The organism is Pseudomonas frederiksbergensis (assembly GCF_035751725.1).
Classification (GTDB): Bacteria; Pseudomonadota; Gammaproteobacteria; order Pseudomonadales; family Pseudomonadaceae; genus Aquipseudomonas; species Aquipseudomonas frederiksbergensis_A.
The window spans coordinates 5,628,758-5,643,821 of the sequence record NZ_CP142104.1 but is presented as its reverse complement, the minus strand read 5'-3'; the positions used below and the strand labels follow the sequence as shown (position 1 = coordinate 5,643,821).

The window sequence follows — 15,064 nt, the reverse complement described above, 5'->3', positions numbered from 1 at the left end:
TAGACGTATTCACCGGATGAGTGGTGGTTACGCCAGTGGCGGTTCCGCGAAAAGTGAGGAAAAAGAAACGGGAGGGGAGACGCGCGGTTCTTCAGGGGCGCGCAATCCCCCGTGGCGAGTGAGCAAGCTCCCTCGCCACGGGATCTTGGTGCTATTGCTGCGATTCAGGCAGGCGCAAGGCCTCGACGGCTGTTTCCCAGTCGAGCAGGAACGTACCTCCTGGCGTTTCCAGCCTCAGCTGGTGAACATCCATGTTGGCGTCCGCCATGGGCGTCCAAGGACGTTCGCCAGCCGTGCCCAAGCTTTGCGTCAAGCGAGGCAGGTCTGCGGGGTGGCAGCGAAGGGTGGCTTCGATGGGGTCGTCCTGGCGCGTCGCAAGCTGACGCACGAGCGCATCGATGCGTGACTGCGCTGGAATCTCCTCCAGAAGCGTCCCCAGGGCCTCGTTGACCAGCTGCGCGGCGCTGGTCTCGATCCGTTCCCACATGGCCTGGCGCTGGGTTTCCCAGGCGGCGAGCACGGTTTCGGCTTTCTTCCAGAACTGTGCTTGCGCCTCGATCACTGCTGCGTCGGCCTGTTCGGCGGCGCGCGCAATCAGCTGTGCGGCCTGGGCCTGGGCTTGTTCGAGCACAACCTGTGCCCGGCCGCAGTCGGCCAGGGTTTCTCGAGGGATGTAGGACTGTTGCAGGCCTTGACCGTCGGGGCGTAGTTCAAGCGAGCGCCGGGCGAGCATCGTGAGTCTCCGTTGGGGTGGTGGAGGGCGCCAGGCTTTGCTCGGCTTTCCAGCAGGCGGATTGCCAGAGCGTATTGAGCTTGGCGCCAGGCGCCTGCGGGGAGGGTTGCGATTGGAGGGCGATAATCCTGCTGCGAGGGAAGGCCAGGCGCGCCCGCTCCCACGTCCGTTCTCCCAGCCAGGCGCGCAGCAGCGCGAGCGAATCCTGGCCTTGTTCAAGCCAATGGCCGGGACGCAGCGCCTTGGCGGTGCGCTCGCACCAGGCTCGGTCCTGTGGGCAAAGCTCATCGGATGCCGTTGACGGCGAGCACGTGTTCGCCACCAATTGGCAAGCAAGGTGCACGGTTCGGGGCGTGCCGCAGCATAGCGACAGCACCGAAGGGCTGGGCTGCGGCGGCATGCAGGGCGTGATGCCGAAACTGCGCGCCAGTGCAGCATGGTGCCCTCGCGCCAAGGCGTCCATTTGTGCTGCGGTCAACAGGCGAAGCGCTGGCGGATACCAGTCTGGGTCGGCTTCGCGCCACGCGTGGCTCCACCAGCGAACCCAATCGAGCGCCGTTTTCATGCTGCCGTCCCCTTGCTGTCAGGCTTGGCTCCCGGGTTCTTTACCGCAAACAGCGACGGTGTTGCACCGCTCGGTTGCGGCGTCGGCGTTCCGGTCTTGCGATCGAAAAAGCGCGGCAGCACCAGCACGCCGTTGCGCCACAACCGGTAGAGGCTGTACATGGCGCCCGCCAGAAGTGCGAACAACGTGATGCCGGCCGCCACGGTCATGCCCCTCCAGTAGCCGATGTCATCGGCCTGCATCAGGAACGGACCGAAATAGGCCATCTTGCGCCGTTCCTGATAAGCCGCGGCGGGCACGAAGACCACCGACAGCTTGGCCGGGTTCTGGGCGGCGTCGGCCATGCCAGGAATCCCGCTGGCGACCAGGTTGCGCACTCGCGGCGTGATGCTGTCGGGATCGAGCGCGCTGGTGTGCTTGATGAATACCGAGGCCGATGCCGGCTGCACCGGCTCGCCTGGCGCGACCCGTTCCGGAAGGACCACATGGACCCGTGCGAGCACCACGCCGTCGATTTGCGACAGCGTCGATTCGAGCTCCTGGGACAATGCGTAGATGTAGCGGGCACGCTCTTCCATCGGCGTGGAGATCACGCCTTCCTTGCGGAAGATTTCCCCCAGGCTGGAGCGCGATCTTCGCGGTAGCCCGGCCGCTTCCAGCACTTGCACGGCGCTGTTCATGTCGGCCGGTTCGACCAGCACGGTCAAGCCATCCTTGTCGACCTGCTTGCTGGCCTCGACGTTCTTGTCCGCCAGCTCGGCGATCACTTCATTGGCATCCTGCTCGGAAAGGTGGCTGTGCAGCGCAGTCCTTTCGTCGCAACCGGCGAGCAACAGGCACAGCACTAGAGGGGAGAATGCGCGCGCGAACATGGCTGGCGTCCCTTTATTGGAGATTGGTGAGCTTCTCGATCGCCTGGGAGCCCTTGCTGACGATCTTCGCGGTCATCAGGCTTTCCAGGTGAAAGGAAGACAGCGATCGGTTCGACTGCAACATGTCCTGGGGATCGGCGGTGCGAATGGCCTTGAGCATGTCCCGGTTGGCGCGGTCCTCCAGGCGCTGCAACTCGCCGGAGCGGCTGGACAGCGAATCGATGATCCTCGCCGCGACGTTGTTTTCGCTGTCCGGAACGGGGGTTTTTTCGTGCATTTGCGCGTTGAACCAGCTGACATCGCTGGTCTCGGCCCGCGCGTGCGGGCTGCCGCCGGGTTTGGTGGCGGTGGAGGCAACGCTGGTGGTGTCGATGGCTTGCAGGGTCATGGATGTTCTCCAGGTTCAGGGTGATGCTTTAGGCGTACATCAGCCTCAAGACGTTGCGAGTGCTTGCGGTGACGCTCAGGTGAAATTCGATTTCTTCCCGGTTGCGTCGGCCGCGCCGCTGCATCGGGGCGTGCTGGCCGGCCAAGCGGGCCAGGGCGAGGTCCAGTTCCTCCAGGGCAAGTTGCAATAGCCGCGTCTCGCGAGCGTCCAGCCATGCGCCACAGGCAATGCGTTCGGTCCATGTCCACTTCTGTGCATCGAGGCTTGCCGGTGGCGGGTATCGCGCCGGGTGCTGGTCCATGAATGCCGCGACCTCGAACAGCAGGTCCAGGTCGTCCTGCTCGTAGCGCGCCAGGCCTTCGTCTTCGTCGACGTCCAGCAGCGTCAGCAGCTTCCTTCGGCCCAACACTGCGATGATCTTGAGTAGCAGGGCCAGGCTCGTGTCATGGCGATTTCGCCGCGTGGCGCACTCGCCTTCCAGTTCCCAGGCGCCGAACAGCGCGCCGCAGAATGGGTTGTTGGCATTGCCGAAATCACTCTGGCTGTCGACGTCGTTGTCACCGATGGGTTGCCGGCGATGGGCGAGCATCTGCGCCAGATCGTTTAACAAGTCTTCGTGGGAGAAGGCATCGTCGCTGTCGACATCAAGCGTCGAGCCGGTACCGCCGTTGATCTCTTCGAGGATATCTTCGAGCACCAGGTGCAAGGGCGCTTCGGTCTGCGCGGCCCACTTGTCCTGTGGGCTCGGCATGCCTGGCCGGGATTGCCCGCCTGTCGAGCCCTGCTCACTGCTCCATCGAACGAGCGACTCCTGCAGGCGGTTGCCTGCGCCATGCAGCGTCAGGTGTTCGACGACCAGATTCGCCAGGCCAGTCGCGGTCGAGGCGTGGCGCGGCGTCGGCTCGTCACCGAGCGAATCCCTGGCAATACGAAGGCTGTCTGGCGAATGGATCTGCATAGGGCCTCCTCTCCAACGCGCGTGAGGTTCCCCGCCGGAGCGGGGCTGGAGCGAGAGGGTCAGAATCGTATGTTCTTCGATGCCTCCCCCATGGCGGTGATGGCCTTGGTCGCGCTGTCCATCGACTCCGCTGAAATGGCGTTCATGGTGTCGGCAACCAGTTTCTGCTGGTCGAACTGGGATTTCATGGTCGTCATCGCCGCCGACGTGGCGTCCATCTGCTGCATGGCAGCCATGGAGGCGGCGAGAGAAGCTCCACCAAAACTCATAGTCGTATCTCCGGATTGTGGAATGGCAAGACGCTCGTGAACGTCTCGACGATTGAGTGGCGACCGCTGGGAAAACGGTTCCACCGATCTACTCAAGTCGTCGATATTTGCAGGCACTTCATCCGGTAATACAGTGTGCGGCGGGCGATGCCCAACTCAGCGATGACTTTGTCGATGCAGTGATGGTGGCGGCGCATGCAGTCCTCGATGAGGATCTTTTCGAACTGCTGCAGATGTTCTTTCAATTTCAATGTCGAGCTGTTGTTCTCCAGCTGCTCGGCGCGGGGCAGCGCCGGCAGGCCCAGCACGTAGCGCTTGGCAGCCGATTGCAGCTCTCGGATGTTTCCGGGCCAGGCGTAGCCGAGCAACTGGCGCAGCAGCGCGGGCGAAGGCGCGACGTAGGGCCGGTCCAGGGCCTGGGCTTCACGGCGCACCAGCGACTGGAACAGCGGCACGATGCGCTCCTTGCGGCTGCGCAATGGCGGCAATTTGAGGCTGATGATATTCAGTCGGAAATAAAGGTCCCGGCGAAACTCGCCCCGCTCGACCATGTCCGCCAACGGGCTCTGGGCCGAAGCGATGACACGCATGTCCACCGGGATGTTCTGGGTCGAGCCCAGCCGTTGCACCATCCTCGATTCGAGGACTCGCAGCAGCTTGGCTTGCAGCCCCAGCGGCATGCTGTCGATTTCATCCAGGTAGAGCGTGCCGTTGTGCGCGGCTTCGACGAACCCGGCGCGATTCTGGCTGGCACCGGTAAACGCACCGGTATTGGCGCCGAAGAGCTGGCTCTCCGCGAGGGATTCGGGAATGGCGGCGCAATTGATTGCAACGAACTTGCCGGAGCGGCCAGACATACGATGGATTTTTTCCGCCAACGTATCCTTGCCGGTGCCGGTCTCGCCGCGCAACAGCACATCGACCCCCAGCGGGGCCACGCACTGGGCAAATGCCTCAAGATTGAGAGCATCCTCTTTAGTGGGAGTGGAAAGTGCAGCGCATAGCAACTTTTGCATCACTGACGATTCCATTTTTTGTTTGGTTTAGGAGGGTCGACAAGTAAAACGATGAAAAGGGCGTGTACAACTTCCTCGGTATCTAGCGCCGCCGCGCAATCGAACGGGTAACCAACATCTTCTGTACGGGTTTAGAGAACCGATTAAAGAAAAGTTCACGTTGCGCCGACGGTTGTTAAACGATTCAGCTCAACGGTGAGATCACTCTGAAAGTCCCTGAAAGTCCCTGAAAGTCCGGTTTTACGGGGGTTCATGGCAGAAAAGCAGCCCGGTCGGCAGCTTTTCGAAAAATTGGATCCGACAAACGGTTCAGTGCCGGCTCGCTGTTCGAGCAAGGACTCTAGAAAAGAGCAATAGCTCCAACTTAGCGAGATCAAGGAAAGCATCTAAGCAATACGTATCGTAGTTTGCCTGGGTCAATTTGAAGTCGGCCACGGACAGTAACAGCCAACCGCCAACGTATGCGTCGCGTTAACTTTCCGGTCAACACTTAGTGCTTCAAGTATCGGTTCGATAAAGCTATTGCTCGAGTTGCAGGTCAAGCCTTCGCTGTACGGACCGAAATACGCGAGCTTGCCGCTGCGGTCCCAGATCGCCACCGCGGGGCTTGCAGGAATCTGTTCCGAACCGGGGAGCGCCGGCAGTGCCTCTAGGCTGTTCAGCGTGGCAGGCAGGCGGCCTTGGCTGCCGGTTTTCTGTACTGCATAGAACTCCACGCCCTGCGGTGCGTATTTATCGACCAGCTCGGCGAGGTGCTGTTGATTGCCAACGTTGCATGGGCAGGCCGGGTCCCAGAAATGCACCAGGCGGATCGCGCCCGGGCCGGCCAGTTCGGGAGGCAGGCGCAAGGGGTCGCCGGAAAATACCGCCGTGTGTTGGCTGAATGTCCTCAGGAATCGGCCCTGGAACCAGTCGTAGGCGAGCCACAGCACGACGGCGCACGCGAGGGCGAGGAGGCTGGCAAGCAAGGTCGTGCGATGGGATGGGCGCATGGGGTCGATCCTCTGAGGCCGCGTAGCTTGCCATGCCCGGCGCGACAGATGAATATCGCAGGCTTATAAAGCTTGTTTCGCGCGATGCGCTTCTGCCTGGAATACCGATGCCCGCTTCTTTCGACCCTGATCATCTGCGCGCCAGCCTGCAACCCTTGGCGCAGTGGCAGCCGCTGTCTGCGCAAGCGCAGGCCTACCAGCGATTCTATGGACTTGATTTCCCCGCACGCGCATTGCGCAGGGGCTTGGGTCGTTTCGACGTCGCGGGCTATGAGCTGGTCGGCCAGGTCTGGTGGCCGCAAAACGCCGTGGCGACTGTGTTCGTCTTTCATGGTTATTACGATCACATGGGCCTTTACCGGCATTTGATCGAATGGGCCCTGGAGCAGCGGTTCGTGGTGATCAGCTGCGACTTGCCGGGCCATGGGCTGTCCAGTGGCGAACGCGCCAGCATCGGCGATTTCGCCGATTACCAGGCGACATTGCAAGGCCTGCTGGTCGAAGCGCGAACCCTGGGCTTGCCGCAGCCGTGGCACCTGTGCGGCCAAAGCACTGGCGGGGCGATTGTGGTGGACCATGTTCTCAGCCAGGGCGCTGACAGCCCGGCCCAGGGCCAGGTCATCCTGCTATCGCCCCTGGTCCGGCCTCGCGCCTGGGGCTGGTCGCGCCTCAGTTATTACCTGCTCAAGCCGTTCGTGACCGGCATCGCCCGGCGGTTCACCGAGAACTCCACCGATCCGGATTTCTTGCCGTTCCTGCAGGCTGATCCGCTGCAACCGTTGCGCCTGCCCACCGCATGGGTCGGCGCGCTCGCGCAGTGGATCAAGCGTATCGAGGCGGCGCCGAGCAGCCCGCGCCAACCCCTGATTGTGCAGGGGCAGGCGGACATGACAGTGGATTGGCGGCACAACTTGCAAGTGCTGCGGGGCAAGTTCGATCGGCCGCAAGTGTTGATGTTGCCTGAAGGGCGGCATCACCTGGCGAATGAAGCGTTGGCGATGCGCCAGGAGATGTTTGAGTTCTTGAGCAAGCGGATGAGCCGGATACGGCGCTGAGCGGGCTATTGCCACCGCGAGCTTGCCCGCGATGGCGGTGCCGAACTACTGCCCCAGATTCTGCCCCACCGCCAACCCCGCCCGAATCGCCGCCAGCGCCGCCTGGTAATAAGCCTGCCCCTCGGCCGACTCGGCGAAGGTCGCGAACTCTTCCAGCTCGGTGTCGCTCAAGTCGCGGTAGACGTACAGCAACGTGTTGTTCAGGTCCGTACCGATCTGGTCCATCAGGCGCTGGCGCTGGCCGTTCAACATGCCTTGGGCCTGTCCACCGCCCAGCAAGCCGGGAATCATCGAACTCAGGCTGTCGGCGGCCACGCCGGCGATCGCCAGGCTGACTTCGGCACCGGCTTCACGGGCGGGCAGGGCCTGGGCCAGATGACCGATGATCAGCAGGCGATTGTCGCTGGCTTGCATTTTCGGCAGGCCCTTGGCGTTCTTTGCCAATTGGTCGCGCCGGGTCGCCAGCAGTTCGGCCGCGACAACTTTGCGGCCCAGCGGCGATTGGAAGAAACTCAGGGCCGGATTCGGATCGCCAAGATGCTTGCGCAACTGGGCCTCGGCCCGTTGGTCCATGGCCTGGGGCGCGAACCGTTGGTTGCTGTTGTTCACCAACGCCTGGAACACCGCAGGCGGCAGGCTGTTTTGGTAGCGCTGCTGCGCGGCGTTCAAGGCGTCATTGAAATGCGCCCGTTGTTCCGGCCAGCCGGCGACCTTGTACAACTGGTCGTAGCTGTCTGCCCAGGCGGGCAATACGCAGAACATCAACAGTGAGAAAAGCAAACGGCGCATAGGGACTCCTGTCAGCAGCCGACTATTCTCCGTGGGGGGCGGGGACTTGTCGAGAATTCGTATCAAGTTCGTACTGCAGTGCAACAGGGGCGATCAACCCGCTGCGCGGCGCTGTCGGTTTTGCAGGCACAGGAATACTATGCGCGCCATGCAAATACCTTCTGATCATCCGTTGCTGTTACGTATCGTCGACGACCTGGCCGAGCGTGGCTGGTCGCAGCAGAACATCTTCCTGCCGGATGCGCTGACGCGCGCCCTGGCGGCTGAATGCCGCCAGCGCGCCGCTGAAGGTGAACTGGCCCCGGCCGCCGTTGGGCGCGGGCCTTTTTCGGAGATCCGCGAGGGGATTCGTGGCGATCGCATCCAATGGATCGAGCCCGGCCAGGTTGAAGCCTGCGACCGTTACCTGGGTCTGATGGACAGCCTGCGCGAGGCCCTTAACCGGGGGCTCTTCCTTGGCCTGGAAGACTTTGAGAGCCACTTCGCCCTGTACCCGCCTGGCGCGTTCTATCTCAAGCACGTCGACCGTTTTCGCGACGATGATCGGCGCATGGTCTCGGCGGTGCTCTATCTCAATGACGCTTGGTTGCCGGAGCACGGCGGTCAGTTGCGCATGTACCTGGACGAAAGCGCGGAGCACGACGTAGTGCCCACGGGCGGCTGCCTGGTGGTGTTTCTCTCGGGGGACATTCCCCATGAAGTGTTGCCGGCGACGCGTGAGCGGCTGTCCTTGACCGGTTGGTTCCGACGCCGCGGCAACGAGTTGTTCTGAACATGGACAAGATCCTCGTCAGCCGCTGTCTGCTCGGTCACCGCGTGCGTTATGACGCAGGTGCCAGCGGGCCATTCGATCAGCTCCAGCAATGGCTCGACGAGGGTCGGATCGTGCCCCTGTGTCCGGAAGTCGCCGGTGGTTTGCCCACGCCTCGGGCGGCAGCGGAGATCCCCGGAGGGCAGGGTGCGCAGGTGCTCGATGGCGACGCGGCCGTCATAACCTCCGATGGCGAGGACGTGACCGTGCAGTTTCTGTCGGGCGCCTATCAAGCGCTGGAATTGGTGCGCGAGCACGGCATTCGCATCGCCGTGCTCAAGGCCAACAGCCCCTCGTGCGGCAACCTGCTGACCTATGACGGCACGTTCAGCGGCGTGAAGGTCCCTGGCGAGGGCGTGACGGCGGCGTTGCTCAGGCGCCATGGCGTGCGGGTGTTCAGCGAACTGGAGCTGGCTGAAGCGGCATCGGCGCTAAAAGCGTTGGCCGCAGAATAGTTGCGGCGAACCGCTTTTTTGTAGCGAGGGGATAAATCCCCTCGCCACAAAAGAGGGCTCAGGCTGGTGGTCTAAAGCTGCCCGGCCAGCTGCTCGATCTGTTCCTGTCGCTCAGCCTGGCTCAAGCGAGGATTGGCATTGAGCGACGACCACTGCGGATACGCTCGAGCCTTGCTCAAGGCCTCGGGCAGCTTGCCTTCGCGCCAGGTCTTGTCCTGGGGCGTGGCGATGCGGATGCTGTCCATCGCCGCATGACCGCGTTGATTGATCGCTTGCAGCAATTGCCGTTGGCGCAAGGCCAGCAGGCGCAGCACGCTGTCGTCCACGGTCAGTTCACGCTGGCCCTTGAGCTTGCCCATCAATCGGTTGCCATAGCTGCGGGCGGTTTGCAGTGCACCGCCGGCAATCGCTCCGGCCAGGGCGGCGGCGCCAAGGGTCAGGCCTCCCACCAGCAAGTCCACGCCGGCGCCGGCCGCAGCCCCCGCCGCGATTCCGCCACCGACCCGCACGCCCAGTTGCTTGAGGGTGTCGGGATTGAACAAGTCATCACCCCAGCGACCGTCCAGCAAGGGCAAGTCGCTGGCGGCTGCGTCCTGGGCACGGAAGGCGTAGAGCTTGAGCAAGGCCTCGACGCAGCGTTGCTCGCGCTGACGGACGGCGTCGCGCAATTGGCTGATGGCTTGGTGCTCCAGATCGGCATCGCTGGCGACACTGCGGCGGCAGGCGGCGCAGTCGATCAACAGCTCGGCGATCAGGCGCTTCGCGCTCTGCTGGCGCGCCAGGCGCTGGGCCTGTTGATCGACGATCAGGCGCTCCAGTTGTCCGCGCGCGCTTTCCAGCAACAGCGCCAGGCTTTCGTACAGGCGTCGTTCGCCATCTTCCGGCGGGGCAACACTGTCGAAGCGCACCAGCGCATGCAGGCCCAATCGCGCCAAGGCTTCGCGCCACTCGGGCTCGCGATGCTGGGCACTGCTGACGAAGTTGAGCACCGGCAGCAGCGGCTTGCCGCAGCTGGCGAGGACCTCCAATTCATCACGGTATTTGGCCAGCACCGGTTCGCGGGCATCGATGACGTACAGCCCGGCATCGCTGGCGAGCAACTGCCGCAGCACTTTGGCTTCCTGCTCGAAACGTTGCCGGGCCTCGCTGCCGTCAAGGAAGCGCGCCAGGCGTGCCGGGCCGTCCAGGCGCTCACCGGGACGCTCGAGACGTTCGAGGTAATCGAGCAAGGCGATGGCGTCTTCCAGTCCCGGCGTGTCGTACAGTTCCAGCAGCGCCTGGCCATCCACTGACAAGCGAGCGCCTTCGACGTGACGCGTAGTGCTCGGGCGATGGGAGACCTCGCCGAAGCCGACATCGCGGGTCAGGGTCCGCAGCAACGAGGTCTTGCCGACATTGGTGTGGCCGACCACCGCGAGCTTCAACGGCTTGAAGGGTTCAGTCATGGCCGGTCTCCAGCCAGTTCATCGGGGCGCAGTCGGCGAATGGCAATTGCAGTTGTTGCAGCGCGTTGTGCCAGTCCCCCAGGCGCTCGCCGTCCAGTGCTTCGCCGGGCGGCGCCTGCAACAACCAGACGCGGGTAGCGCCGGCGCTGCGGGCCAGTTCGGCAATCAACGCAAGGCTGCCGCGATCCGGCGAACGCCGAGGGTCGCAGGCAATCGCCAGGCGCGCGGGAGGGAAGCGTGAGAGTTGTTCCAAGAGTTTGTGGCGAGACTCGCGGCTGTCGAGGATGCCCGCGTTTTTAACAGAGTCGGGCAGCTTTGGCGGCCAGGGACGTTCGTCCAGCTCGATCGCCACCAGCAACGCGCCGTCGCTTTCCATTGCGCCGATGGCGCTGTCGATTCGGTGCAGTTGCGCGGGCGCGGCGTCGTTGACTCCCAGGCGTTCGCTGCTGGGCATCAATCGCTCGCGCAACTGCGCGTAGCCGGGCAGGTTCAAGTCCAGGCGAAGTCTGGCGCGGCCACGACGCCAACGCCACAGGCACAGCAACGCCAGGCACAGGCGCGGCAGCAAGCCGTAGACCAACAGGACGCCGACCAGCCAGCCGGCCCAGGCCTGGCGAGCGCTTTCGATATTCAACGCGGCGTCGCCGCTGGCACGGATCATCTCGACGGTCGGCACGCTGAAGCCGAGCAAGGCGGGCAGCGCACCGAGGACCTGGGTCATGGTGACAAAGGTCTCGCCGCCAAGAATCGTGGTTTCCCAGACGAAGCCATAACGCCGGGTCGCCATCAGCATCAATACGATCACCAGCGCGCTGAGCATCGCCAGCAGCCACAAGCCGTTGACCAGCACGCCGAGGGCCCAGCGATTGAGTCGGTGCCGTTGCAGCAATAGCAGCAGGGCTGGCGCCAATTGGGCGGCCTTGGCATCGCGGGCGAGTTTTTCGCTGAGCCACAGCCAAAGGCGTCCCAGCGTGGCGCCTTGTTCCCCGGCGAATATCAAGCCCAGGGCCCAACCGATGAGCAGGAGCACGTTCAGCCCCAACAAGCTACCCAAGGCCCAGAAGACATTCACCGGCGTACGTCCATCGCCGAGCGCGGCAAACCCCAGGCCGGCGCCGCTCGCGACGGCGAGCACCGCCAATACCAACAGTGCCAGGCGCGCGCCTTGCAGCCAGTGGCGCAGGGCTTGGACGAGGCCGTCGCGGTCGGCCAGCCAGCGGGCGCGGTGGCGGATGCGGGTGGATAGATCACCTCCTGCCGCGCGGGCCAGGCGATTGGCTTCCTGGTCCTCGAGCGGGCCGGCGTGTTCTTCACGCAGGCGTATCGTCTCGGTCAACCAGAGGTTCTGCAGTTCTGTCACGGGGGCTTCCGTTGCTCGAATGAGCAAAGAGCATAACCGCTGTGGCGCCGGTCCGGGCCTCTGGTATCCTCGCCGTCATGAAAAAAACTCTTCCCTTAAGCCTGATCGCAGCCCTCGGTGAAAACCGTGTGATCGGCATCGACAACAGCATGCCCTGGCACTTGCCGGGGGATTTCAAATACTTCAAGGCCACTACCCTGGGCAAGCCGATCATCATGGGCCGCAAGACCTGGGATTCCCTGGGGCGACCGTTGCCGGGTCGCTTGAACATCGTGGTCAGTCGCCAGTCCGGTCTGATTCTGGAAGGCGCGGAGGTTTATTCCACACTTGAAGCCGCAGTGGAGCGGGCCGAAGCCTGGGCGTTGGAGCAGGGTGTGGATGAGCTGATGCTGATCGGCGGGGCCCAGCTCTATGGGCAGGCGCTGGATCAGGCGGATCGGCTATACCTGACCCGCGTGGCGCTGAGCCCGGAAGGGGATGCGTGGTTCCCGGCGTTTGATTCGAGCCAATGGAAATTGGTCTCGAACCAGCCGAATCCGGCGGAAGGGGACAAGCCGGCCTACAGTTTCGAAATCTGGGAAAAGCTGTAAAGAAAAAGCTTCGCGAGCAGGCGCCACGCGTCAAGCGTGCGCCAACTCCCCATGCTCCTCGGCATCGAGCAGCGCCTTGTCAGTCTGCTGCATCACCTGGCTGGTAATCGCCCCCGCAGTGATCGAACCACTGACATTCAACGCGGTGCGGCCCATGTCGATCAGCGGCTCCACCGAGATCAGCAGCGCCACCAGCGAGACCGGCAAACCCATCGCCGGAAGCACGATCAGCGCGGCGAACGTCGCGCCGCCACCGACACCGGCCACGCCGGCCGAACTCAAGGTCACGATGGCCACCAGCGTTGCGATCCACATCGGATCCAGCGGATTGATGCCCACGGTTGGTGCGACCATCACCGCCAGCATCGCGGGATAAAGCCCGGCACAACCGTTCTGGCCGATGGTGGCGCCGAACGAGGCGCTGAAACTGGCGATCGACCGGGGAATGCCGAGGCGGCTGGTCTGGGCTTCGATGCTCAGCGGGATGGTCGCGGCGCTGGAGCGGCTGGTGAAGGCGAACGTCAGCACTGGCCAGATCTTGCGAAAGAAACGCAGCGGATTGATCCCGGCGGCCGATACCAGCAGGCCATGGACGACGAACATCAAGCCCAGCCCCAGGTACGACACCACCACGAAACTGCCGAGCTTGATGATGTCTTGCAGGTTGGAACCGGCGACCACTTTGGTCATCAGCGCCAGCACGCCGTAGGGCGTCAACTTCATCACCAGGCGCACCAGGCGCGTCACCCAGCTTTGCAGGGTGTCGATGGCGTTGATCACCTTCTGGCCTTTCTCGGCGTCATCCTTGAGCAGCTGCAACGCGGCGACACCAAGGAACGCGGCGAAGATCACCACGCTGATGATCGACGTTGGTTTCGCCCGGGCCAGGTCGGCAAACGGGTTCTGCGGAATGAACGAAAGCAACAGCTGCGGGATATTCAAGTCGGCGACCTTGCCGGCGTAATCACTCTGGATCACTTGCAGCCTTGCCAGCTCTTGCGTGCCGGCCACCAGGCCCTCGGCGGTGAGGCCGAACAGGTTGGTCAGGCCGATGCCGATCAGCGCGGCGATGGCGGTGGTGAGCAGCAGCGTGCCAATGGTCAGGAAACTGATCTTGCCCAGGGACGCGGCGTTATGCAGGCGGGCTACAGCGCTGAGGATCGAGGCGAAGACCAGCGGGATCACGATCATCTGCAACAACTGCACGTAGCCATTGCCCACCAGGTCGAACCAACCGATCGACGCCTTGAGCACCGGATTTCCTGCGCCGTAAATCGTATGCAGGGCGATACCGAACAGCACGCCCAGCGTCAGCGCCAACAAGACCTTCTTGGCCAGGCTCCAGGTGCCGTGGCGGGTTTGCGCCAGGCCGAACAGCAGGCCAATGAACACCAGCAGATTGAGTATCAGCGGTACATTCATGAAAAACTCCGATAAGACTTTGCCAGCCGCCAAGCGCCGCGACTGTGAGCCGGAAAGCCTAACAGCCTGAAATCTAAAGAATTAATACTAAAAAAGAATGTTTACTGTCGCTTTTGGAATAAGGCGCTGGCGCCCACGGACATGCCGCTGCCGTTATCGAGACGCAAGCGGTCGCCCACAGGCGGGATCTGTCACAGGCATTTGTTAGCGTCGAACCCCTACAACCTGGGAGTAAACGCCGATGAAGCTCGTAACTCATTTGCTCGCTGTCGCGCTAGGCTTGGGCCTCGCCGGCCAAGCGCTTGCCACCGATCTCAAGCATTGGCCGGCGGAACAGGCCAAGGCGCTGGAGGCGATGATCGCGGCCAACGCCAACAAGGGTAACTACGCGGTGTTCGACATGGACAACACCAGTTACCGCTATGACCTGGAAGAGTCATTGTTGCCGTTCATGGAGAACAAGGGCCTCATCAGCCGCGAAACCCTCGACCCGTCCTTGAAGCTGATGCCGTTCAAGGACACGGCGGATCACAAGGAAAGCCTGTTCAGCTACTACTATCGCCTGTGCGAAGTGGATGACATGGTCTGCTACCCGTGGGTGGCCCAGGTATTCTCCGGCTTCACCCTCAAGGAATTGAAAGGGTATGTCGACGAATTGATGGCTTCCGGCAAGCCGGTGCCGACGACTTATTACGATGGCGACAAGGTGGTCCAGTACAACGTCAACCCGCCGAAAATCTTCACCGGCCAGGCCGAGCTTTACAACAAGCTGATGGAAAACGGCATCGAGGTCTATGTCATGACCGCCGCTTCCGAAGAGTTGGTGCGCATGGTCGCCTCCGATCCGAAATACGGCTACAACCTCAAGCCGCAGAACGTGATCGGCGTGACCACGCTGCTCAAGGACCGCAAGACCGGCGAGCTGACCACTGCGCGTAAACAGATCACGAACGGCAAATATGACGAGAAGGCCAACCTGGACCTGGAGTACACACCGTACCTGTGGACCCCGGCGACCTGGATGGCCGGCAAGCATGCGGCGATCCTGACCTACATCGACGAATGGAAAAAACCTGTGCTCGTCGCCGGCGATACGCCGAGCAGCGACGGCTACATGCTGTTCCATGATGTGGACGTGGCCAAGGGCGGCATTCACTTGTGGGTCAACCGCAAGGACAAATACATGACCCAGATAAACGGCATGATGGCCAAGCACGCCGCGGCCCAGGCCAAGGAAGGGCTGCCGGTGACGGCGGACAAGAACTGGGTGATCGTCAAGCCGGAAGATATCCAGTAAGCCCTGGCCCCCTGTGTGCGAGCTTGCTCCCATCCAGGGATACCAAC

The 15,064-nt window shown here is 62.8% G+C and carries 17 protein-coding genes; 5 read left to right on the top strand and 12 right to left on the bottom strand.

From position 1 onward, the window contains the following. Positions 1 to 151: 151 nt before the first annotated feature. The 8 genes from sctL to VQ575_RS25410 form a co-directional block, all read right to left on the bottom strand. Positions 152 to 733: a type III secretion system stator protein SctL gene (gene sctL, locus VQ575_RS25445; RefSeq protein ID WP_039590390.1), complete on the bottom strand. Its 582-nt coding sequence runs from the start codon at positions 731 to 733 to the stop codon at positions 152 to 154. Next, positions 711 to 1,298: a hypothetical protein gene (locus VQ575_RS25440; RefSeq protein ID WP_039590391.1), complete on the bottom strand. Its 588-nt coding sequence runs from the start codon at positions 1,296 to 1,298 to the stop codon at positions 711 to 713. Before VQ575_RS25440 ends, sctL begins: the two co-directional genes overlap by 23 nt. After that, positions 1,295 to 2,170, bottom strand: a complete 876-nt coding sequence (gene sctJ, locus VQ575_RS25435) for a type III secretion system inner membrane ring lipoprotein SctJ (RefSeq protein WP_325918672.1) — start codon at positions 2,168 to 2,170, stop codon at positions 1,295 to 1,297. The genes VQ575_RS25440 and sctJ overlap by 4 nt, the downstream gene beginning before the upstream one ends. A gap of 13 nt (positions 2,171 to 2,183) precedes the next feature. Continuing rightward, positions 2,184 to 2,558: a type III secretion system inner rod subunit SctI gene (sctI, locus tag VQ575_RS25430; RefSeq protein ID WP_045157231.1), complete on the bottom strand. Its 375-nt coding sequence runs from the start codon at positions 2,556 to 2,558 to the stop codon at positions 2,184 to 2,186. A gap of 28 nt (positions 2,559 to 2,586) precedes the next feature. Beyond that, a complete protein-coding gene (locus tag VQ575_RS25425) occupies positions 2,587 to 3,516 on the bottom strand; it encodes a type III secretion protein (protein WP_325918671.1) in 930 nt (309 codons plus the stop codon). A 59-nt stretch (positions 3,517 to 3,575) separates the two neighbouring features. Further along, positions 3,576 to 3,785: a hypothetical protein gene (locus VQ575_RS25420; RefSeq protein ID WP_029612820.1), complete on the bottom strand. Its 210-nt coding sequence runs from the start codon at positions 3,783 to 3,785 to the stop codon at positions 3,576 to 3,578. A 92-nt stretch (positions 3,786 to 3,877) separates the two neighbouring features. Beyond that, positions 3,878 to 4,801: a sigma 54-interacting transcriptional regulator gene (locus VQ575_RS25415; RefSeq protein WP_325918669.1), complete on the bottom strand. Its 924-nt coding sequence runs from the start codon at positions 4,799 to 4,801 to the stop codon at positions 3,878 to 3,880. 416 nt (positions 4,802 to 5,217) lie between these two features. Beyond that, positions 5,218 to 5,793: a DUF6436 domain-containing protein gene (locus tag VQ575_RS25410; protein ID WP_039590397.1), complete on the bottom strand. Its 576-nt coding sequence runs from the start codon at positions 5,791 to 5,793 to the stop codon at positions 5,218 to 5,220. Between the two features lie 107 nt (positions 5,794 to 5,900). On the opposite strand from VQ575_RS25410, the gene bipL reads away from it, so the two are divergent. Continuing rightward, entirely contained in the window at positions 5,901 to 6,848 is a 948-nt protein-coding gene (bipL, locus tag VQ575_RS25405) for a phospholipase BipL (RefSeq protein ID WP_198723945.1), read from the top strand. A 45-nt stretch (positions 6,849 to 6,893) separates the two neighbouring features. Here bipL and VQ575_RS25400 read toward each other — a convergent pair whose 3' ends face one another. Continuing rightward, positions 6,894 to 7,637, bottom strand: a complete 744-nt coding sequence (locus VQ575_RS25400) for a DUF2059 domain-containing protein (protein WP_039590401.1) — start codon at positions 7,635 to 7,637, stop codon at positions 6,894 to 6,896. A 139-nt stretch (positions 7,638 to 7,776) separates the two neighbouring features. Here VQ575_RS25400 and VQ575_RS25395 point away from each other — a divergent pair, with 139 nt between their 5' ends. Then, entirely contained in the window at positions 7,777 to 8,409 is a 633-nt protein-coding gene (locus VQ575_RS25395) for a 2OG-Fe(II) oxygenase (RefSeq protein ID WP_039590406.1), read from the top strand. Between the two features lie 2 nt (positions 8,410 to 8,411). After that, positions 8,412 to 8,903 carry a 2-thiouracil desulfurase family protein gene (locus VQ575_RS25390; protein WP_325918667.1) on the top strand — a complete coding sequence of 164 codons (492 nt, stop codon included), beginning with the start codon at positions 8,412 to 8,414 and terminating at the stop codon, positions 8,901 to 8,903. A 71-nt stretch (positions 8,904 to 8,974) separates the two neighbouring features. Here VQ575_RS25390 and VQ575_RS25385 read toward each other — a convergent pair whose 3' ends face one another. Then, the gene (locus VQ575_RS25385) at positions 8,975 to 10,348 is read right to left on the bottom strand and encodes a GTPase/DUF3482 domain-containing protein (RefSeq protein WP_325918665.1); all 1,374 of its coding nucleotides are present in this window, start codon (positions 10,346 to 10,348) and stop codon (positions 8,975 to 8,977) included. Further along, positions 10,341 to 11,708, bottom strand: a complete 1,368-nt coding sequence (locus VQ575_RS25380) for a DUF2868 domain-containing protein (protein ID WP_325918663.1) — start codon at positions 11,706 to 11,708, stop codon at positions 10,341 to 10,343. Before VQ575_RS25380 ends, VQ575_RS25385 begins: the two co-directional genes overlap by 8 nt. A gap of 77 nt (positions 11,709 to 11,785) precedes the next feature. Here VQ575_RS25380 and VQ575_RS25375 point away from each other — a divergent pair, with 77 nt between their 5' ends. Continuing rightward, positions 11,786 to 12,298: a dihydrofolate reductase gene (locus VQ575_RS25375; RefSeq protein WP_325918661.1), complete on the top strand. Its 513-nt coding sequence runs from the start codon at positions 11,786 to 11,788 to the stop codon at positions 12,296 to 12,298. Positions 12,299 to 12,328: 30 nt separating this feature from the next. On the opposite strand, the gene VQ575_RS25370 is transcribed toward VQ575_RS25375, so the two are convergent. Next, entirely contained in the window at positions 12,329 to 13,720 is a 1,392-nt protein-coding gene (locus tag VQ575_RS25370) for an L-cystine transporter (RefSeq protein WP_198723949.1), read from the bottom strand. Between the two features lie 241 nt (positions 13,721 to 13,961). Here VQ575_RS25370 and VQ575_RS25365 point away from each other — a divergent pair, with 241 nt between their 5' ends. Beyond that, the gene (locus VQ575_RS25365) at positions 13,962 to 15,017 is read left to right on the top strand and encodes an HAD family hydrolase (RefSeq protein ID WP_039590414.1); all 1,056 of its coding nucleotides are present in this window, start codon (positions 13,962 to 13,964) and stop codon (positions 15,015 to 15,017) included. Positions 15,018 to 15,064 lie beyond the last annotated feature (47 nt).